This window comes from Shinella sumterensis (assembly GCF_004514425.2).
GTDB lineage: Bacteria > Pseudomonadota > Alphaproteobacteria > Rhizobiales > Rhizobiaceae > Shinella > Shinella sumterensis.
Window position 1 is genome coordinate 412954 of sequence record NZ_MYFN02000002.1, and the last position, 19832, is coordinate 432785.

The following is a 19832-nucleotide window of genomic DNA, read 5'->3' on the forward strand; positions in this document are numbered from 1 at the left end:
CAAAAACAAGTGACAAGAACATCTGGGTTCCACCCAATGCGGGGAAGCGAAACCTGTCCGGCGTTTTGGCGCGCCGGCAAACCGGGAGGTCACGATCATGGCGACGGAGAATACGCGTGGATTGGCGCGTCTTATGTTGGCACCCTCTGTGGGTTTGCTTCTGATCTGGATGATCGTGCCGCTGGCGATGACATTGTGGTTCTCGTTCCAGAACTACAATCTCCTGAACCCGGCGAATGTCAGCTGGACAGGTCTCTTCAATTACAAGTTCTTCTATACGGATCCGGCCTTCTTCCAGTCGATCTGGAACACGCTGCTGATCGTCGGCGGCGCGCCCTTCTTCGTCATGCCGCCGGTGGCAGCGCTSGTGTGGAAGAACATGATCATGCATCCCGGCTACGGGGTGCTCGCGGACATCAACCGSGCCTTCGGYTTCCAGCCGGTCGACTGGTTCGCCCAGTTCCCGYTGTTTTCGATCATCATCATCGTCGCCTGGCAATGGCTGCCCTTCGCCACCCTGATCCTGCTCACGGCGCTGCARTCGCTCGATGGCGAGCAGAAGGAAGCGGCGGAGATGGATGGCGCGGGCTTCGTGAGCCGCTTCGTCTACCTGACGCTGCCGCATCTGTCGCGCGCCATCACGGTCGTCATCCTCATCCAGACCATCTTCCTGCTCGGCGTCTATGCGGAAATCCTCGTCACGACCAATGGCGGGCCGGGCTATGCCTCCACCAACCTCGCCTTCCTGATCTATCGCACCGCGCTTCTGGGCTATGACGTGGGCGGCGCATCGGCGGGCGGCATCATCGCGGTCATCCTGGCCAATATCATCGCCATCTTCCTGATGCGCGCCGTCGGCAAGAACCTGGACAAGTAGGGAGAAACGTCATGGCACGAGCAGTCTCGACCCGCCGCATGGCCGTGGCCACCGCCGCCGCCTGGATCATCGCCCTCATCATCTTCTTCCCGATCCTCTACACCGTCATCACCTCGCTGAAGACGGAGACGGAAGCGATCAAGGGCTTCAACCTCATCCCGTCCTTCACGCTGGAAAGCTATGTGTCGGTGCAGACGCAGAGCGGTTATCTGAAGCCGTTCATGAATTCGGTGATCATCGCGGTCGGCTCCACGATCCTCGCGCTCTTCGTCGCCATACCGGCCGCATGGTCCATGGCGTTTTCGCCGACGAAGCGCACCAAGGACATCCTGATGTGGATGCTCTCCACCAAGATGATGCCGGCGGTCGCCGTGCTGGTGCCGATCTACCTCATCTTCCGCGATTTCGGCCTGCTCGACACGCGCATCGGCCTGACGGTGATGCTGACGCTGATCAACCTGCCGATCGTCGTGTGGATGCTCTACACCTACTTCCGCGAAATCCCGGGCGAAATCCTGGAAGCGGCCCGCATGGACGGCGCCTCGCTGTTCGACGAGATCGTGCATGTGCTCACGCCCATGGCGGTGCCGGGCATCGCCTCGACGCTGCTGCTCAACATCATCCTCGCCTGGAACGAATCGTTCTGGACAATCCGCCTGACGACGACGAACGCCGCGCCGCTGACGGCCTTCATCGCCTCGTTCTCGAGCCCGCAGGGTCTCTTCTGGGCGAAACTATCGGCGGCCTCGACGCTCGCCATCGCCCCCATCCTGATCATGGGATGGTTCTCGCAGAAACAGCTCGTCCGCGGCCTGACCTTCGGCGCCGTGAAGTAAGGGGAGGGAACACATGGGCAAGATCATCCTGAAAAAGGTCAACAAGTCCTTTGGCGCCACGCAGGTCATTCCGGGCATCGACCTCACCATCGAGGACGGCGAGTTCGTCGTCTTCGTCGGTCCGTCCGGCTGCGGCAAGTCCACGCTGCTGCGCCTCATCGCGGGCCTGGAGGACACCACGTCCGGCACCATCGAGATCGACGGCAAGGACGTGACGTCGGCGGCACCCGCCAAGCGGGGTCTTGCCATGGTGTTCCAGTCCTATGCGCTCTATCCGCATATGACGGTGCGCAAGAACATCGCCTTCCCGCTCAAGATGGCGAAGGCCAGCCCGGAGGTGATCGAGAAGAAGGTGACGGAAGCCGCCCGCGTGCTGAACCTCACCAACTATCTCGAACGCCGCCCGGGCCAGCTTTCCGGCGGTCAGCGCCAGCGTGTGGCCATCGGCCGCGCGATCGTGCGCGAACCGTCGGCTTTTCTGTTCGACGAGCCGCTGTCCAACCTCGACGCGGCGCTGCGCGGCACGATGCGGCTGGAGATCAGCGAACTGCATCACCAGCTGAAGACCACGATGATCTATGTCACCCACGACCAGGTCGAGGCCATGACCATGGCCGACAAGATCGTGGTGCTGAATGCCGGCAATATCGAACAGGTCGGCTCGCCGCTCGATCTCTACAACAAGCCCGACAACCTCTTCGTCGCCGGCTTCATCGGCTCGCCGCGCATGAACTTCGTCAAGGGCGAGTCCGCAAAGCCGTGGAACGCGCCGACCGTCGGCATCCGCCCCGAGCATATCAGGCTCTCCAAGGATGCCGGCACCTGGAAGGGCGTCGTCGGCGTCGCCGAGCACCTCGGCTCCGACACGTTCCTGCATGTCAACGTCGAGGGCGTCGGCATGCTCACCGTCCGCGCCGACGGGGATTTCCCCGTCACCCACGGCGACATCGTCCATCTCACCCCCGATGACGGCCGTATCCACCGCTTCGACGAAAGCGACAAGGCAATCCGATAGGGGCGCCTGCCGGATGGGCGAAAACCGCTTCGCGGCGGACCTGCACAAGCGTTGACCGGAGCAAACCGGAAGGAATGACCATGACCACGAAACTGTCGCTCGCTACCCTCAAGGATGTCTCAGGCACTGCCAGCGTGCCGTCCTACGACCGGGGCAGCCTCAAGGCCGGCATCGTGCATTTCGGCGTCGGCAATTTCCACCGCGCGCATCAGGCGATCTATCTCGACGATCTCTTCAACCTCGGCCGCGATCATGACTGGGCGATCGTCGGCGCCGGCGTCCTTCCGTCCGATGCGGCCATGCGCGACAAGCTGGCCGGGCAGGATTTCCTGACGACGGTGGTCGAGCAGGACAACAACAGGTCCGGCGCACGCGTAACCGGCGCGATGATCGATTATCTCGCACCCGGCAATGCCGCCGCCACCATCGCGGCGCTTGCCGATCCGGCCATCCGCATCGTGTCGCTGACGATCACCGAGGGCGGCTACTTCATCAACCCGGCGTCCGGTGTCTTCGATCCGACCCACCCGGCCATCGCCGCGGACGCGGCCGATCCCGGCGCGCCGAAAACCGTGTTCGGCCTCATCCTCGCCGGCCTGAAGGCCCGCAGGGACAAGGGCATCGCGCCCTATACGGTGATGTCCTGCGACAACATTCCCGGCAATGGCGAGGTTACGCATGCGGCGGTCTCCGGCCTCGCGCGGCTTTCCGATCCCGGTCTTGCCGACTGGGTCGATGCCAGCGTCGCCTTCCCGAACGGCATGGTCGACCGTATCACGCCGGCCACCGGTTCGCGCGAGATCGGCATCGTCGCGGACGAATACGGCATTGCGGATGCCTGGCCGGTCTTCTGCGAGGAATTCAAGCAATGGGTGCTGGAGGACAATTTCCCTCAGGGACGCCCGGCGCTGGAAGAGGTCGGCGTGCAGTTCGTGGCTGACGTCGCGCCCTACGAGCACATGAAGATCCGCATCCTCAATGGCGGCCATGCGGCCATCGCCTATCCCGCCGCGCTGCTCGACATCCATTTCGTGCACGAGGCGATGGAGGATGCCGATATCCGCGCCTTCCTGGCCAAGCTGGAACGCGAGGAGATCATTCCGGTCATCCCGCCGGTGCCGGACACCGACCTCAACGATTATTTCGCGCTCATCGAGCATCGTTTCTCCAACCCCAAGATCGGCGACACCATTCCGCGGCTTGCGCAGGACGGGTCCAACCGCCAGCCCAAATTCATCCTGCCCTCCACCGCAGACCGGCTTTCACGCGGCGAGGATGTCGTCGGTCTCGCACTGGTTTCGGCGCTGTGGTGCCATTATCTGGCCGGCACGACGGACAGCGGCAAGGCGATCAGCTTCAACGATCCCAACATCGACCGCATCCATGCGGCCGCCCTGGCCGCCAGGGACAATCCGGCCGCGTTCCTCGAATTGAAGGAGATTTTCGGGTCGGTGGCGGATTCCGATCTGTTCCGCCGACGTTTTGCAGACGCGCTGCAAACCCTCCAGCGCGATGGAACGCGGGCGACCCTGAAGCGCTATCTGGAAGGCAATCTCGCAAATTGAAGGATCCCGGCCCATCCGGGCCTTTTCATCGCATTTGGCAGGAAGTAGGAGGGGGCTCTGAACACGGAACGGAACCTCATGGCCGCCAAACCGACGGAACTGGTCATCTTCGATTGCGACGGCGTGCTTGTCGACAGCGAGCCGATCTCGCTTGCGGTTCTCGTCGAGGCGCTGGCGACGGCAGGCGTGGTGATGAGCGAGGCGGAGGCGCATGCCCGCTTTCTCGGCCGCAGCCTCAAGAGCATGTCGGAAATCCTGCATGACGAATATGGTCTTGCGGTGGATGCGGCTTTTCTGGAAGCCATGCGCACGGCGCTTTATGCGCGCTTCCGTGCCGAACTCCAGCCGATCGACGGCATTGCCGAGACGGTCGACAGGCTCGGCATCGCCCATTGCGTGGCGTCGTCCAGCCAGCCCGAGCGCATCCGCCTCTCGCTTGCCGTGACGGGCCTTATCGACCGGTTCGAACCGAACATCTTCAGTGCCACCATGGTCTCGCGCGGCAAGCCGGCGCCTGATCTTTTCCTTCATGCGAGTGCTGCGATGGGCGTCGAGCCGGCGCGCTGCGTCGTGGTGGAAGACAGTCCGGCCGGCATTACGGCGGCCAAGTCGGCCGGCATGCGGGTTGTGGCCTTCACCGGCGGCTCGCATGCGCGCTCCCCGGAGCACCGCGACGCTCTTTATCGCCTTGAACCCGACGCGCTGTTTGACGACATGCGGGAATTGTTACAGTTTGTCGGCAACGAAAAGGGCGACGGGAAAGAGCATTGATGCGCGATCTGATCGTTGCGGTGGACATCGGCACCGGCAGCGCCCGTGCGGGCGTGTTCGACCGGAGCGGTGCTTTGCTGGGCCGGTCCGACCATGCCATCGCGATGCGCCGGCCGGCTGCGGATTACGCCGAACACGATTCCGAAGACATCTGGAGGGCGACCTGCGCCGCCGTGAGGGGCGCGGTGGCGGCTAGCGGCGTGGTTGCGTCGCGGGTCGCAGCGCTCGGCGTGGACGCCACCTGCTCCCTTGTCATGCGCGACACGCAGGGACGGCCTCTTGCCGTCTCCGACGCGGATGACAACTGGGACACGATCGTCTGGCTCGATCACCGTGCCCTCAAGGAGGCGGATATCTGCACGGAAACGGCGCATCCGGTGCTGGCGCATTCGGGCTTCGTGATGTCGCCGGAAATGCAGATGCCCAAGCTGATGTGGCTGAAGCGCCACCAGCCGGCGCAATGGGCGCAGGCCGGCTATTTCTTCGACCTCGCCGACTTCATCACCTGGCGCGCGACGGGATCGAATGCCCGCTCGCGCTGCACCATGACGGCGAAGTGGTGCTATCTCTCCCATGAGGCGAAACCTTGGAACGACAGTTTTCTCCAGGCGATCGGTCTGGAGGACATGGACCCCAGGGGCCTGCTGCCGCACGATATCCTGCCCGCAGGCGAAGCCGTCGGGCAGCTGACGCCGCAGGCGGCGGCGGATCTCGGCCTCGATATCGGCTGCGTCGTGGCGACCGGCCTCATCGATGCCTATGCCGGCACGCTGGGCCTTCTCGGTCCCTTCGCGGGTCAACCCGAAACGATGGAAACGCAGCTCGCGCTGATCGGGGGCACCTCGAGCTGCATCGCAGCCTTTGCGCGGGACAAGAAGTTCGGCCACGGCACATGGGGCCCTTATTACGAAGTGCTGCTACCCGGGTGGTGGCTTGTCGAGGCAGGACAGTCGGCCACCGGGGCACTGCTCGACCATATCGTGCGTTCGCACAGCGCCGGCGGAGAGCCGTCCACTTACAACCATGCCCGCATCGTCACCCGCATTCGCAAGATGCTTGAGGACGGGGGCGGCGCGCTCGCCGGGCGCCTGCATGTGCTGCCGGATTTCCACGGCAATCGCGCGCCGCTGGCTGATCCGCATGCGCTGGGCGTCATCAGCGGCCTGACGCTCGACGCATCCTTCGATGGTCTTTGCCGACTGTACTGGCGGACCTGTGTCGGCATTGCGCTCGGCATCCGGCATATCCTGGAAACCTTCAGCGAGCGGGGCTATCGGTTCGATACGCTGCATGTCGCGGGCGGCCATGTGCGCAACCCGCTGCTGATGGAACTCTATCGCGACGTCACGGGCTGCCGTGTCGTCGTGCCGGAAACCGAGGATGCCGTGCTTCTCGGCACCGCCATGGTCGCGGCCGTGGCAGGCGGCCTGCATCCCGATCTCCCGGCAGCCGGCGCCGGCATGTATCCGGGCGGCCCGGCCTTTCTGCCGGATCCCGCCCGCAAGGCCGGATATGACAGCGACTACAAGCGGTTCCTGGCGCTCCACCGGCACCGGGCGGAGCTCGAAAGCCTCGACGCATAATTTCTCAATAAATCTGCAAAGCGACGGAACCAAATCCCGGGCCGTGGGTTCTTATCCTCGTAACCGGTCTGCGCATATCCCCCAAATGCGAGGCCCTCGACCGGTTCACGGCCACGAGACCGTCCCCCCTCCGGTTCGTGGACAGTCAAGCAGCCAGTGCCGCAACGGCACTGGCTGTTTTTTTTACAAAAATTCCCGAACAAAAAGCGGCGGTGGGCGTGCCATCCCACCGCCGCCCAGCCGCGCCGCCGCTACAGCTTGTCCGGGAGCAGGATCAAGCTGCTACGCGGGGCTGCGGCGTGAAGAGGAGAGCCTGATTGATGAGTACCTTCACCTGTTCGGGATCGAACGGCTTGGAGACGAGGAAGGCGGGTTCCGGCCGCTCGCCCGTGAGCAGGCGTTCCGGATAGGCAGTGATGAAGATGACGGGAATGTCCACCCTCGACAGGATGGTGTTCACGGCATCGATGCCCGAGGAGCCATCGGCGAGCCGCACGTCGGCGAGCACGAGGCCCGGCTGGCTGTCGCGCCACAGCGCCTCGGCTTCGTTCTGCGTCCGGGCGATGCCGGCGACGCGGTGGCCCATGCCGCTGACCATATGCGCGAGATCGAGCGCGATGAGGGGCTCGTCCTCGATGATCATGATGCCGGTCTCGGCTTGTGCCGCGATATCGGCGAAGGTTGCGTCGAGCAGGCGCCTGACGGTTTCGATTTCCTGATCGAGGATTTCGGCGGTGACTTCGACGGGGAAGCCCTCGACGGTCGCAAGAAGCAAGGCCTGGCGCGCGAGCGGCGGAACGGTGGAGAGGTCGAAGGGGTTTGCGACGCCCGGCAGCGGTGCATCCCTGCCGCGGCTGATCGAGACCGGCAGCGAGGAAATGATGCGGCTGAGAAGGCAGAAGAGGCGTTTCTTGTCGTCGCCGCTCTCCGCCATGGTGGAGGGATCGATGAGGATCGTCTCCAGCATTGCGGCCACATAGGCATCGCCGGAGGACTGGGTTCCGGTGAGCGCGCGCGCATAACGGCGCAGCGCCGGCAGGTGTGGCCCGATGCGGTCGGAAATCGGCATGATTTATCCCCTGTTCTTGGAATTGCGACAATCGCAGTTGACGGCATGAACGCGCTCGCCGAAATTAGGTTCCGAACCATGGAACTTTTTTCAATGCCGGGCATTTCCAAGCCAAATCCGCCTGACGGGCGCCTGGGACAACGAAAGTGGGCCGTGAGTGAATAGCTTGGAAAAGAAAAAAGAAACGAGACAGCCTCCCGCGAAGGTGAATGGCGCCAATGCGCAGATCGCGGTGAAATTGCGTGCATTCTATCATTCGGTGCAGGAGGAGACGCTTCCACAGAAGTTTCTGGATCTCCTCGAAAAGCTCGACGCTGTTGAAAACAGCGCCCAGCGGGTCGAGTGAGGGCACGCATATGGAGCAACCGACCACGTTCAAGCGGGAACTGCTGGCAGTTCTTCCCAGCCTGCGCGCCTTTGCGATCTCCCTGATCGGCCGGCACGATCAGGCCGACGACCTCGTCCAGGACACGATCATGAAAGCCTGGGCGAAACAGGAACAGTTCGAGATGGGCACGAACATGAAGGCCTGGCTCTTCACGATCCTGCGCAACGAACTTTACAGCAAGATGCGCAAGCGCGGCCGCGAGGTGCAGGATTCCGACGGGGTCTTCACGGAGAATATGGCCCAGCATCCCTCGCAGTACGGCTCCCTGGACATGCAGGACTTCAAGAAAGCGCTGGAAAAGCTGCCGGATGAGCAGCGCGAAGCGATTATCCTTGTCGGCGCGTCCGGGTTCTCCTACGAAGAGGCGGCCGAGATTTGCGGTTGCGCGCTCGGTACCATCAAGAGCCGCGTCAATCGTGCCCGGCAGCGCCTGCAGGAGCTCCTTCAGGTGAGCGGGGAGAGCGACTACGGTCCCGATGCCGTGTCGGCGCCGATCACATCGCGCGCCTTTGCATCGTGAGATGGTGAGGGGGGTGCCGTCACGATGACGGGGAAGGTAGAGGGGTAGGCGAAACGCGGCTGTGCCGGGCCTTCGGGTGCGCTCGGCGCGATACGCGATTGCCTGACGAGAAGGTGTATGAAGAACACAGTTCAAGCATTGCCTATCGCTGACGCCGCGGTTCTGGACGTTCCAGACCGCTTGCCGGCGCTCGGCAATGCGATGCCGGAATTCTTCGGCCCCGACGCCGATTTCGACGGCATCGTCACACTTGCAGCAGGGTTCGTTTCCGCGCCGGTTTCGGTCGTCAGCCTGTTTGCTGATCAGGACCAGTGTTTTCTGGCGCGGCTCGGCACGTCGGAGATACGGGCGCCTTTGAAGCGGAGCTTCAACGCCTCTCTCATGGCCCACGGCGGTGATGCGCTGCTGGTGCCGGATGCCGGCGCTGACCCCCGCTTCTCCGATATCGAGACCCTTGGTGGTGCGCCCGATCTCTTGTCCTACGCGGGTGCGCCGATCATGATCGACGGCCGGCCGGTCGGCTCCGTTTTCGTCGGTGATGTGGCTGCCCGCCCTGATTGGCCTGCGGATCTGTTACAGCGGCTGGAGCAGCTTGCATCGCTCGCGGCATCGCTGATCAAGCTTAAGGAAGAGACCCGCCGCCGCACGCTCGCGGCGGAGGCCATTTCGCGCGATGAGAAGCGCCATGCGCTGGCGCTGGATGCGGCCAATGTCGCAAGCTGGCTCTGGGATATTTCGACAGGGCTCATCTCGGGCAACGACACGTTCTATCGCATGTTCGGCGTGCAGCCTGCGCGCCCGCTCAGTGCGCGCAAGTTCTTCATGACCGTCCACGGCGCCGACCGCAAGCTCGCCATCGGGCGGCTGCGCCGGGCGCTGGCCTCCGGCAAGGAATATGACGGTCTCTTCCGCACCGCCAAGTCCGGTCGTTGGCTTCTAGGGCGCGGGCGGGTGCATGAGCGCGATGCGAACGGCAAACCGACGGTTTTCCTTGGCATCAACGTGGATGTGACCGATGCGCAGATCGCAACGGACCGCACGCGCCTTCTGCTGCGTGAATTGAATCATCGCGTGAAGAATACGCTGGCCATGCTGCAATCGCTCGCGCGGCAAACGCTGCGCCAGACGAGCGATCCGGCGGCCTTCATGGACGCGTTTGCCGGGCGCCTGCAATCGCTCTCAGAGGCGCACGGGCTGCTCAGCGATCATGAGTGGGGCGTCATCCGGCTGAAAATGCTGCTCGAAAAGCAGATCGCGCCCTATGCCATCGATTTCGACCAGCAGGTGGAAATCCACAAGGACGAGGTGCAGCTCGGGCCAGACCAGGCCGTCGGCCTCGGTCTTGTGCTGCATGAACTGGCGACCAATGCGCGCAAATACGGTGCCTTCTCGGTTCCGTCGGGCAAGGTGGTCATCACCGCGCGTGTCGTTGCCGAGGAAGGGCAGGGCGTGCTCAACATGACCTGGCATGAGATGGGCGGCCCGCCGGTCGCTCCCGCGTCTCGTCGCGGCTTCGGCTCCGTGCTTATCGAGCGCAGCCTCGACAAGATCCTCGGCAGCAGCGTTCATGTGGAATATCTGCCGCAAGGCGTAACGGCAGTCATACGGCTGCCGCTTTAAACCTCACGCTTTTTTGGAAATGCAATGCTCAGTCGTCGTCGCGGCGGGATTTCGGAGCGAGCATGAAACCGAGCGCGAGTGCGATGGCCGTCGCGGCGAAGGGTTTGCGTGTCGCCATGGTGGCGGCAGCCGCCATGAGGTCACGGCGTGCGGCGAGCTGTTGCCGGCGCAGGCGGCGCAGTTCCCGCTCGCGCTTGTTGCGGGCGGCGACGATGCCGAGAATGATCAGCGCCAGGACAAGAAAGCCGCCCGCCAGTCCGAACAGGGCAGGGCCGGCGCCGTAATGCCGCGCAAGCAGGATGGCAGCGCCGACGATCGTCAGGACATAGGCAGTCAGCAGAAGCAGCCCGATCACAAGGCCGGCGATTGCACTTCGCTTGGCGATGTCCACGGTCTCGTCGACCCGGTCGGTGACGCGGCTGACGAGATTTTGGACGAGAACAGCCCCCAGTGACAGCATGCTTTTGCGCTCCGCAAACTAACAAGGCGGGGAAGCCGCGCGGCCTCCCCGTTGAAAGACGTGTTCGATCAGCGGCGCAGCAGGCCGGCCAGCAGGAAACCGGCGGCAGCAGCGATGCCGAGGGTCGCCAGCGGATGCTCCCGCACGGCTTCGCGTGCCTTGCGGCCGGAATCCTGGTAGCGGGACTGGAATTCCGCCAGAATATCCTCGCCGGCGGCGATCATGTCGCGGATATCGGTGTCTGCGCGGTTCTTCAGGCCGCGAACGGTATCGCGCGCATCCGCCTTGGCGGCGCGCGCCTTTTTGCGAATGCTGCTCGCGCCGCTTGCGGCATCGTCGGCCATGCTGCGGGCCAGCGCGGCGAGCTCTTCGCGCAGTTCGGCAATCTGGTCTTCGACGGCGCTTGCCTTGTCGTTCAGATCTTCGCGGATGCTCTTCTTGCGCGATGAAAACATTCCGTTGGCCATACCGTTTCTCCTTTTCCGGACGCCTGCGTCAGGCGCGTGCGATACGCGCTCCACCCCCTTGGCGGAACGGTTTTCCGGCAACTTAACGTGGCAGGCGCAAAAAGGTTCCGAGAAATCAGTACGAGGCGGTGTGCGGAAGGACAAAAGGCACGCCCGGACCGGGCACGCCGTTGATGCGCATGCGGCAGCCGAAAACCGCTTCCATGGCATCGTCCGTCATGACGTCGGCCGGGCGGCCGGCATGGGCGACGCTGCCGTTCTTCATCATCACCATGTGATCGGCGAACATCGCCGTCAGGTTGAGGTCGTGCATGACCGCGATCACGCCGCCGCCGCCCTCGCAATAGCGCCGGGCCAGCTGCATGATGGTGAGCTGGTGGCGGATATCGAGCGCGGAAACGGGCTCGTCGAGCATGAGGAAGCAGGGCTCGCCGTCGAGCACCGGCTCCCAGATCTGCGAGAGCACGCGGGCCACCTGCACGCGCTGCTGTTCGCCGCCGGAAAGCTCCTGGTAGAAGCGGCCGGCAAAACCGCCGAGATCGACCGCGGCGAGCGCTTCGGACGTGATGGCGTCGATGCGCTCGGCATGGCGGTTGGGGCCGACGGTGAGGCCGAGACGCACGATCTCCCGCACCGTGAAGGGGAAGGCGATGGCTGCGGCCTGCGGCAGCACGGCGCGCTTGACGGCAAGCTGCCACGGCTCGAGCGCGCGGATATCGTGGCCGTTCAGGGTGATCTCGCCCTTGCTGGGCAGTTCACCCGCAATGGCTTTCATGGTGGTCGTCTTGCCGGAGCCGTTGGGGCCGACGATTGCGGTGATCTCGCCGGCTTTCGCGGTCAGCGAAACGCTGTGCACGATGGTCTTGCCGGAGAGGCTGACCGTCAGGTTTCTGGCGTCGATCATGTATCCTACCAGCCGTTGCGTCCGCGATGGCGCAGCAGCACCCAGAGGAAGAAGGGTGCGCCGGCGAGCGCGGTGATGATGCCGATCGGCACTTCGGCCGGCGCGACGATGGTGCGCGCCAGCATATCGGCGCCGAGCAGCAGGACGCCGCCCAGCAGGGCTGACGCCGGCAGGAGATAGCGGTGATCGGGGCCGATGACGAGGCGCAGCAGATGCGGCACCACGATGCCGACGAAACCGATGCCGCCGCTGACGGCGACCGATGCTCCGACCGCGCCGGCAACGGCGACGATGGCGGTGTATTTAAGCCGCTGGACCTTCACACCCATGTGGAAGGCGGCGGCCTCGCCGAGCGTGATGGCGTTGAGCCCGCGTGACAGGAAGGGCACGACGACGAGGGCGAGCAGGATGATCGGCGCCGCGGCGGCGACCTTCGTCCAGGTCATGCCGGAAAGCGAGCCCAGGCCCCAGAAGGTGATGTCGCGCAGCTGCTTGTCATCGGCCATGTAGATGAGGATGCCGGTGACGGCGCCGGCCAGCGCGGAAATGGCGATGCCGGCGAGCAGCATCGTGGCGACCGACGTCTGGCCGCCGCGCGTGGCGATGCGATAGAGCAGCAGCGTCGTCAGGAGACCGCCGACAAAGGCAGCCGCCGGCAAGGTGAAGGCGCCGAGCGAGGCCATGAGGCCGGCGGGCACGCTGGCGCCGAGCACGATCATCAGGACCGCGCCCAGGGCGGAACCGGAGGATATGCCGACCAGGCCGGGATCGGCGAGCGGGTTGCGGAAGAGCCCCTGCATGACGGCGCCGGACATGGCGAGCGCCGCACCGATCAGGAAGCCGAGCAGCGCACGCGGCATGCGGATATCGAGCACGATGATGCGGTCGCGCATGCTCAGCACGGTATCTTCGGTGCCGCCGAGCAGTGCGCCGATGACGCGCAGCGCGGATGCATCGGACGCGCCCGTCGCGATGGAGAGCGCGAGCGCGATCAGGGACAGCCCGACGAGGACGACCAGCGTCAGGCGGGCGACCGCGCTCCTGTCGCCTTCGGCGCGGGGCCGCGCGGTGCGCATCAGGCGGGAACCGTGCGCAGAATTGCGCAAGGCATCATTGAGAGACATTGCCGGTCTTGCCGTACAGTGCTTTGTTGAGGTCGCGGATGGCGGAAGCGGTGCGCGGACCGAAGCCGAGCAGGTGCAGACCGTCCATGCGCAGGATCGCCTTGTTCGCGGCGGCCGGCGTCAGCGAGATCGCCGGATGCTTCAGGACCTCCTCGTCGCTCGATCCGTGGCCCGGACGATCCATCAGCATGATGACATCCGGCTTGGCGTTGACGACGGCCTCGTCGGTCAGCGGCTTGTAGCCTTCGAAAGCGCCGTCCGTTGCATTGATGCCGCCCGACAGGCCGATGATGCCGTCCGCTGCCGTGTGGCCGCCGGCCGCCATGACCTTGCCGTTCTGGAAGCTCAGGACGAAGAGGACGCGCTTGCGCTCGCTTTCCGGCCGCTTGGCGGCTTCGGCGATGGCGGCATCCAGATCGGCGCCGACCTTTTCTTCCAGCGCCTTCGCCTTTTCCGGCACGCCGAGGAAGGTGCCGACGATATCGATCTTCTTCAGGATGGCCGCACGGTCGAAGCCTTCCGGAACCGTTTCGAAGGGAATGCCGCTGCTCTTCAGCACCGCCAGCGCATCGGCGGGACCGCTGCCTTCGATGGCGAGGATGGCGGTCGGGTTGACGGCCATCACGCCTTCGGGCGAAAGCGCGCGCATATAGCCGACATCGGGCAGCTTCATGGCTTCCCTGGGATACATGCTGGTGGAATCGCGCGCCACGAGGCGGCCTTCTTCGCCCAGCGCATAAATGATCTCGGTGAGCGCACCGCCGATCACCACCACCTTGGAGGTGTCGACCTGCTGCATCTCCTGGGCGACCGCCTGGCGGACGAAGCCTTGCGAGCCCGCCGTCGACAAGGGCAGAAGCAGCGGGGCGGACAGCGCGAAGACGGTCAGGGCCACTTCCCAGGGGCGGGCGCGGCGGAAGTCGAAGCTCTTGCTCATGGTCTTATCCTCGGGTGGTGATCCTGCGGCGAAAGGTCCTCAGGCGGCGGCGCTGTCGGGGCGCGGCAGGCTTTCGAGAATCTCGCGCCAGGCGGCGCGCTCCGTCATGCCTTCCTTCCGCTTGCCGAAGAACTGCACGATCATTTCGCCGCTGGCATCGTAGGCCTCGAGCGACGTGACATGGCCGTCGCTGGTCGGCTTGCGCACGACCCAGCATTCGGCGACGTGATCGGTGCGCAGGTGCATGTGGAAGGTCGGATCCATGACGTTGATCCAAGGGCCCATCGGCTGGATGTTGTGGACGGGGCCGGTGTGGATCTGGATCGTGCCATGGTTGCCGACGAAGCACATGATATCGGCGCCCCGTTCGGCGGAGGCATGCAACAGGGCGCTCACGGCATCGGCGCGCACTTCATGGGCGAAGTCTTCACCAACGCTGCGGACGGCATCCTGACGGGCGATCTTGAGCTTGCGCAACATGCCGAAGAACTGGTGCGTATCCGTCATCGCGCTCCAGTTTTCGCGCAGCGCCTCCACGTCGACCGGGCCGGTCTCGACGGTCTTTTCCGAGATGACCTCGACGAATTCCTGCGACTGGTCGTCCAGGCGGAAGTCGGCGACGATCGCCTCATAGGCATCGAGGTTGGAAGCCGGGCGCAGATGCACCTTGTGGACCGCATCGCCGGCCTTGTCGAAGAACTGGAGGCTGCGGCGAACCTGGTCGCCGTCGGTCTTCGTCACGGCGAAGCCATGCGCCCAGGTGCCGGGGAAGATGCGCAGGTCGATGTTCTCGCCGAGCACGATGGAGGCATGCTTGCCGGTGTTGATCTTCTCGAAGACGCCGATCTTTTCGTGCACCACGCTCTCGTTGCGGGTCAGCGCCAAGACCTCGCCCAGCGCTTCGGAGCGCTCCAGGAAGCGGTTGGCGTCGCCATCGATGCGCACGGCCGTCAGCCCGACTTCCGCCGCCACGAGCGCCGCTTCCGAAATGCCGAGCTGGGCGGCGATGTCGCGCTCGCGCATCTTGGGATTTTCGGCGCGGAAGGCGCGGATTTCAGCAGGGGTCGGTCGGGTCGTATCGGTCATTGGGCGCGGCCTTCGTCGATATGTGTGTTGCAATTTCTTGGGCCTGCTTTTTTCCCGGGATTTTTCTCGGTGCAGCAGGGGTTTGACAGGAATTCTGGTGTTTACTATCTTGACTTGCTTACTCATATTTATCTATTGACGCAATACCAGTCTCAAGAAGTCATGTTAATTGTTCGGGCTGGTGGAAATGGCGATGGCCGCGCGAGCCGGCCGACAAGGAAGCAGGCGAGACCCATGATCCGACGCACCCTTCTGATTTCCGCGATGCTGTCCGCTGCCGCCGTCACCGGTGCCGCAGCCCAGGAGGCCGCAACAGCCAAGGGGCTGGATATCGAGTTGAACGCGCTGGCCGCATCGCAGAAGGGCTGCCTCTTCACCTTCGTCGCCGGCAACGGATTTGCACAGAACGTTTCGAAGGTGTCGTTCGAATTCGTGATCTTCAATGACAAGGGCACGGTGGAGCGCCTTGCGCTGCTCGACTTCCGTGACCTGCCGGCCGGCAAGTCCAAGGTGCGCCAGTTCGACGTGCCGGGCATCAAGTGCGAGACGGTGAAGAACCTGCTGGTCAACGACGCCCCGGTCTGCGAGGGCGAAGGGCTTGATAAGGGCCGCTGCATGGATGGCATTGTCACGCGCAGCAAGGCGCCTGCCGGTCTCGACGGTTGAGCCGAAGGTATTGAGGCGAGTGCGCGGTGCATGACGCGTCGCGATGCGTGAAACGGAAATACGGGTGACGTGATGGCTGGAAGCAAGTGGCTCTGGGGCGGTGCGGGCATTCTTTCCCTGCTTGCTCACGCGGGCGCGGCTGCAATCCTCACCATGGCGCCGCAACCGCCGGAGGAAGAGGCGCTGGTTGCCGGCGGCGTCGTCGCCGAGGTGGCGATGCTCGGCAATGGCGCATTCGAGGCGGTCGAATCGGGCAAGCCCGACGACACGATCACGCCCGAGACCATCCAGCCCGAGGTCACGGAGCCCGAGCGGCAGGAAGTGGCCGAGATCCAGCCGACGGAAGTCACGCCCGATACAAGCGAGATCGCGCCCGTCGAGCCGATCGTTTCCCAGCCGGTCGAGGAAATGATCGTTCCCTCAGCGGAGGTCGAGATCGCGGCCGTGCCGATTCCGGAGATCAAGCCGGAAATCGAGCCCGAGCGCGAGATCAAGCCGGTTCCCGAGGTTAAGAAGGAAAAGCCGGCCAAGAAGGTGGAGCGCAAGAAGCCCAAGCAGAAGGTCGTGCGCAAGGCCGGCGAGGACGGCAAGGCCCGGGAAAATGCGACCCGTGGCGAGGTGGATGGTTCCGCCGATGTGACGGCGGGCGCTGTCGGCGGCCAGAAGAAGGGCAACTCGTCGATGGCCGGCAACGCCGCCGTCAGCAACTATCCCGGCAAGGTGCGCAGCAAGATCAACCGCGCCAAGCGACGCGTGTCGGGCGGTGATCGCGGTAGCGTCGTGGTGAGCTTCACCGTGGGGGCCGGCGGTCAGGCGAGCGGCGTCAGGGTTGCGCGCAGTTCCGGCAGCGGCGCGCTGGACAATGCGGCCGTGGAGGCCGTGATGCGTGCTGCTCCCTTCGCGAAGATTCCCGAGGCGGCCGGGCGTTCGTCCTGGGCGTTTACGGTCCCGATCGTCTTCAACTGACGCTGTTATCCCGCCGTCCTGCGACAGGCGGGATTCTTTTGCCAGAAAATATGAGTTTTATGGTCATGTTTATACTTTACTATGAAAATCAAGTTTTGTAGGTTGCGTCCGACTGAGGCTCTGCAGCGGCAGAGTACCAAAGGGGATGTTGCATGAACGGAATGACTGCGGGGCGTATGGAATCGATCCTGAAGGCGAAGATTGCCGAGCGTGACCGGCGTATCGCCGACCTGGAACGCCAGTTGGCCGCGCTCAGGAAGCAGATGGCGGCAGCAGCGGACGCGGTTGCCCCGGCAGTGGTGGATGCCACGGTGCAGGCCGAGGTAAAGGCGCCGCATAGCGTGGAAGTGACCACCATCAAGCGCAGGACGGGTGAAGCGGAGAGGAAAGCCATGCGTGAGAAGAACAGGCAGAAGCATCAGGCCCGCCGGGACGTCGAGACCGACCAGAAGTCGGACGGCAAGGCCGAACTGAAGGGGCGCAGCTTCCTGTATGTCGGCGGCCGCGATTGCCAGGTTGCGCATCTCAGACAGATCGCAAGCTCCTACGGCGCCAACCTCATCCATCATGACGGCGGTCTGCGCGAGGCGGTTTCCCGCATCGACAATGTACTGCCCTCGGTCGACTGCGTGTTCTGCCCCATCGACTGTATCAGCCACGATGCCTGCATCCGCGTGAAGACGGGCTGCAAGAAGTGGGAGAAGGCCTTCGTGCCGCTGCGCAACGGCAGCAAATCCTCCTTCGAGCGCGCCTTGCAGAGCATGAGCCAGGGAGACAACGTGCAGTGAGTGACGAGAGACCCGAGCCCTTCATGATGATCGGCCTTCACAAGCTCGCTGCCCAGAATGGCGACGGCCTCGTGCCGGAACTCTACGAATGGATGGCGAACCGGGCGGAGATGCTTGAGAGCGACAATGTGACGGCGTTCCCCTTCCGGAATGTCCGTCCCGTCCGCGCAGCCGGTTTCGAGGGCCAACCTGGTCTTGATGCGCGCAACGACAATGTCGTAGCTTTCCCCGTGCCGCATCGCCTGCGGCGGGAAAAGCACTGAGAGGTCCCGCATGTTCGTCGCCATGAACCGCTTTCGCATCGCCGTCGGCCACGAGGAGGCTTTCGAGACTATCTGGAAGGGCCGAGAATCCAGCCTTGCCGAAATGCCCGGCTTCAAGACCTTTCACCTGTTGCGCGGCGATACCGATGCGGAGGAAGGTTATACGCTGTTTGCCTCTCATACCGTGTGGGCGAGCAAGGACGACTTTGTTGCCTGGACGAAATCGGAGAATTTCCGGCAGGCCCACAAGAACGCCGGTGACAACAGGGCCATGTATCTCGGCCCGCCGAAATTCGAAGGTTTCACCGCCGTCGTCGGCGCCTGAGGTGACCTTTATCAGCGTCAATTCACGATGGCCCGGTGTTACGACGCCGGGCCTTTCTCGTTGGCGGACGAGTGCTATCAGGCGTCGTTGTGCGGCAGGAAGGCGCCCAGCGCCACGGCGAGCCACCCCGCCATCATGATGACGCCACCGGTGGGCGCGGATATCGGAAACAGCCCGTGGCCTGCGAAATGGCGCATGACGAGATCGCCCGCGAAAAGCGCGGTCCCGACAATCATCAGAAGGGCGGCAACCGGCGCGGTGCGCACGGACCCCCAAGCGCCGTAGAGCGCGATCAGTGCGGGCGCATGGGCGAGACACATGGCCGACGCGCCCGCCATCAGGCGCGGATCGCTGCCATGGGAGGCGGCGGCCGCCGCCACGATGCCGGTGAGGCCCATGAGGCCGGCGATCAGAAGACTCGTCGAGCGAAACGAAAACGACATTGGTTCAATCCCGGGTTCAATCCTGGTTCTGCATGTGGTGGGCGAGGCGCGTTACCGGTTCGAGAATGATTTTCCGCAGGCCCTCGCTCGGCACTGTTTCCTCCAGCGCCTGCACGAAACAGAGCAGCCATTCGTCGCGCTCCGCCGGGCCGATCGCCGCATCGAAATGCCGGCGGCGCAGCATCGGATGCCCGCGCTTTTCGCTATAGAGCGGCGGGCCGCCAAGCCAGCCCGTCAGGTATTCGTAGAGCTTTTCCTCGCTGCCGGTGAGGTCCGCCGGGTGGATGGCCCTGCACCGCGCAGCTTCCGGCAAGGTATCCATCAACTGGTAGAAACGACGCGTCAGCGCGCGCACGCCGGCGTCACCGCCGACCGCCTCGTAAAGCGTGATCGTCTCTCGTCCCTGACCGTCGGGTTCGTCCGTCATGGTGCTCTTCCGTTTGGTCGGTCTTAGCGCCTGCTCGCGGGGCTGACAATGGCGGCGCGATGCCTGCGACGAAGCGCGCGTCAGCGCGTCCGTACAGGCTTTATTGACAGAAAACCGTCCAGACGGTATGTTTTCTCATGAGCAAGGCACATCATCGAAAGAAACATCCCGAGGCCGTCCGCCGGCAGGTGCTGGCGGTGGCAGCGCGTCTGTCGCTGGAAAAAGGGCCGGCGAGCGTGACGCTCGATGCAGTCTCCCAGGCCGCAGGCGTCAGCAAGGGCGGCCTGCTGCATCATTTCCCCAACAAGCTTTCGCTGCTCGATGGCCTGTTCGACGATGTGACGCAGAGCCTCGATCGGGTCCTGGCCGAGCGGATGAAGGTCGATCCGGAGCCGAAGGGCCGGTTCACGCGCGCCTATATCGCCGCCTTCTTCCAGCCGGAAGGGCTGGAGGACGGCGAGAGGTGGAAGGTGCTGACCGTTGCGCTGATTTCCGAGCCGCATCTGCGCGACCGTTGGCGGGAATGGTTCGACCGGCATCTTGTCGAGAATGTCGGTACGGACTCGTCACTCGATGCCACGCTTGCCCGCTACGCGGTGGACGGCCTGTGGCTCGACGACCTGCTCGGCGTGTCGGTCATAGACACTGCGATGCGGGCGACCCTGTTGAAGCGGTTGCTGGATATGTCCCGCCTCTGATCTTCTGTTGGCGCCTGCGCGCCGGAGCAAAGCC

The 19832-nt window shown here is 64.1% G+C and carries 24 protein-coding genes; 15 read left to right on the forward strand and 9 right to left on the reverse strand.

Annotation, left to right across the window (positions count from 1 at the left end; genetic code table 11):
- Positions 1-97: 97 nt before the first annotated feature.
- The 6 genes from B5M41_RS05750 to B5M41_RS05775 all read left to right on the forward strand — a co-directional run bounded on the left by B5M41_RS05750 (position 98) and on the right by B5M41_RS05775 (position 6647).
- Positions 98-877: a carbohydrate ABC transporter permease gene (locus tag B5M41_RS05750; protein WP_230639999.1), complete on the forward strand. Its 780-nt coding sequence runs from the start codon at positions 98-100 to the stop codon at positions 875-877.
- Positions 878-888: 11 nt separating this feature from the next.
- Positions 889-1713, forward strand: a complete 825-nt coding sequence (locus B5M41_RS05755; RefSeq protein ID WP_134652361.1) for a carbohydrate ABC transporter permease — start codon at positions 889-891, stop codon at positions 1711-1713.
- 13 nt (positions 1714-1726) lie between these two features.
- On the forward strand, positions 1727-2728 hold the full coding sequence (locus B5M41_RS05760) for an ABC transporter ATP-binding protein (protein ID WP_134652363.1): 1002 nt from the start codon (positions 1727-1729) through the stop codon (positions 2726-2728).
- 80 nt (positions 2729-2808) lie between these two features.
- Positions 2809-4293, forward strand: a complete 1485-nt coding sequence (locus B5M41_RS05765) for a mannitol dehydrogenase family protein (RefSeq protein WP_134652365.1) — start codon at positions 2809-2811, stop codon at positions 4291-4293.
- A 78-nt stretch (positions 4294-4371) separates the two neighbouring features.
- Positions 4372-5064, forward strand: coding sequence for an HAD family hydrolase (locus tag B5M41_RS05770; protein ID WP_134652367.1), 693 nt, complete (start codon positions 4372-4374; stop codon positions 5062-5064).
- Complete coding sequence (locus tag B5M41_RS05775) at positions 5064-6647, forward strand: FGGY-family carbohydrate kinase (protein ID WP_134652369.1); 1584 nt, start codon at positions 5064-5066, stop codon at positions 6645-6647. Before B5M41_RS05770 ends, B5M41_RS05775 begins: the two co-directional genes overlap by 1 nt.
- A 274-nt stretch (positions 6648-6921) precedes the next feature.
- Here B5M41_RS05775 and B5M41_RS05780 read toward each other — a convergent pair whose 3' ends face one another.
- On the reverse strand, positions 6922-7716 hold the full coding sequence (locus B5M41_RS05780; RefSeq protein ID WP_134652371.1) for a response regulator: 795 nt from the start codon (positions 7714-7716) through the stop codon (positions 6922-6924).
- A 166-nt stretch (positions 7717-7882) separates the two neighbouring features.
- On the opposite strand from B5M41_RS05780, the gene B5M41_RS05785 reads away from it, so the two are divergent.
- The 3 genes from B5M41_RS05785 to B5M41_RS05795 all read left to right on the forward strand — a co-directional run bounded on the left by B5M41_RS05785 (position 7883) and on the right by B5M41_RS05795 (position 10244).
- Positions 7883-8062 carry a NepR family anti-sigma factor gene (locus tag B5M41_RS05785; RefSeq protein ID WP_202402124.1) on the forward strand — a complete coding sequence of 60 codons (180 nt, stop codon included), beginning with the start codon at positions 7883-7885 and terminating at the stop codon, positions 8060-8062.
- 10 nt (positions 8063-8072) lie between these two features.
- On the forward strand, positions 8073-8624 hold the full coding sequence (locus B5M41_RS05790) for an RNA polymerase sigma factor (RefSeq protein WP_134652375.1): 552 nt from the start codon (positions 8073-8075) through the stop codon (positions 8622-8624).
- A 117-nt stretch (positions 8625-8741) separates the two neighbouring features.
- Entirely contained in the window at positions 8742-10244 is a 1503-nt protein-coding gene (locus B5M41_RS05795; protein WP_134652377.1) for a sensor histidine kinase, read from the forward strand.
- A gap of 28 nt (positions 10245-10272) precedes the next feature.
- Here the strand turns inward: B5M41_RS05795 and B5M41_RS05800 are convergent, their stop codons facing one another.
- The 6 genes from B5M41_RS05800 to B5M41_RS05825 form a co-directional block, all read right to left on the reverse strand.
- The gene (locus B5M41_RS05800; protein ID WP_134652379.1) at positions 10273-10704 is read right to left on the reverse strand and encodes a hypothetical protein; all 432 of its coding nucleotides are present in this window, start codon (positions 10702-10704) and stop codon (positions 10273-10275) included.
- Positions 10705-10772: 68 nt separating this feature from the next.
- Positions 10773-11171, reverse strand: coding sequence for a glycine zipper domain-containing protein (locus tag B5M41_RS05805; RefSeq protein ID WP_160869919.1), 399 nt, complete (start codon positions 11169-11171; stop codon positions 10773-10775).
- A gap of 115 nt (positions 11172-11286) precedes the next feature.
- Entirely contained in the window at positions 11287-12075 is a 789-nt protein-coding gene (locus B5M41_RS05810; RefSeq protein ID WP_134652383.1) for a heme ABC transporter ATP-binding protein, read from the reverse strand.
- 5 nt (positions 12076-12080) lie between these two features.
- Positions 12081-13199: a FecCD family ABC transporter permease gene (locus B5M41_RS05815; protein WP_134652385.1), complete on the reverse strand. Its 1119-nt coding sequence runs from the start codon at positions 13197-13199 to the stop codon at positions 12081-12083.
- Positions 13186-14136, reverse strand: coding sequence for a heme/hemin ABC transporter substrate-binding protein (locus B5M41_RS05820; protein WP_134652387.1), 951 nt, complete (start codon positions 14134-14136; stop codon positions 13186-13188). Before B5M41_RS05820 ends, B5M41_RS05815 begins: the two co-directional genes overlap by 14 nt.
- A gap of 39 nt (positions 14137-14175) precedes the next feature.
- The gene (locus B5M41_RS05825) at positions 14176-15222 is read right to left on the reverse strand and encodes a hemin-degrading factor (protein ID WP_134652389.1); all 1047 of its coding nucleotides are present in this window, start codon (positions 15220-15222) and stop codon (positions 14176-14178) included.
- Between the two features lie 234 nt (positions 15223-15456).
- On the opposite strand from B5M41_RS05825, the gene B5M41_RS05830 reads away from it, so the two are divergent.
- The 5 genes from B5M41_RS05830 (at position 15457) to B5M41_RS05850 (ending at position 18230) form a co-directional block, all read left to right on the forward strand.
- Positions 15457-15888, forward strand: a complete 432-nt coding sequence (locus B5M41_RS05830) for a hypothetical protein (RefSeq protein ID WP_134652391.1) — start codon at positions 15457-15459, stop codon at positions 15886-15888.
- A gap of 72 nt (positions 15889-15960) precedes the next feature.
- On the forward strand, positions 15961-16854 hold the full coding sequence (locus B5M41_RS05835; protein WP_134652393.1) for an energy transducer TonB family protein: 894 nt from the start codon (positions 15961-15963) through the stop codon (positions 16852-16854).
- A 392-nt stretch (positions 16855-17246) separates the two neighbouring features.
- On the forward strand, positions 17247-17642 hold the full coding sequence (locus B5M41_RS05840; RefSeq protein WP_230640014.1) for a DUF2325 domain-containing protein: 396 nt from the start codon (positions 17247-17249) through the stop codon (positions 17640-17642).
- 23 nt (positions 17643-17665) lie between these two features.
- Positions 17666-17905: a hypothetical protein gene (locus tag B5M41_RS05845; protein WP_370359604.1), complete on the forward strand. Its 240-nt coding sequence runs from the start codon at positions 17666-17668 to the stop codon at positions 17903-17905.
- A 10-nt stretch (positions 17906-17915) separates the two neighbouring features.
- On the forward strand, positions 17916-18230 hold the full coding sequence (locus B5M41_RS05850) for an antibiotic biosynthesis monooxygenase family protein (RefSeq protein WP_134652397.1): 315 nt from the start codon (positions 17916-17918) through the stop codon (positions 18228-18230).
- Positions 18231-18307: 77 nt separating this feature from the next.
- Here the strand turns inward: B5M41_RS05850 and B5M41_RS05855 are convergent, their stop codons facing one another.
- Positions 18308-18673, reverse strand: coding sequence for a DUF423 domain-containing protein (locus B5M41_RS05855; protein WP_134652399.1), 366 nt, complete (start codon positions 18671-18673; stop codon positions 18308-18310).
- Between the two features lie 16 nt (positions 18674-18689).
- The gene (locus B5M41_RS05860) at positions 18690-19100 is read right to left on the reverse strand and encodes a group II truncated hemoglobin (protein ID WP_134652401.1); all 411 of its coding nucleotides are present in this window, start codon (positions 19098-19100) and stop codon (positions 18690-18692) included.
- Positions 19101-19237: 137 nt separating this feature from the next.
- Here B5M41_RS05860 and B5M41_RS05865 point away from each other — a divergent pair, with 137 nt between their 5' ends.
- A complete protein-coding gene (locus B5M41_RS05865; RefSeq protein ID WP_134652403.1) occupies positions 19238-19798 on the forward strand; it encodes a TetR/AcrR family transcriptional regulator in 561 nt (186 codons plus the stop codon).
- Positions 19799-19832: the final 34 nt, after the last annotated feature.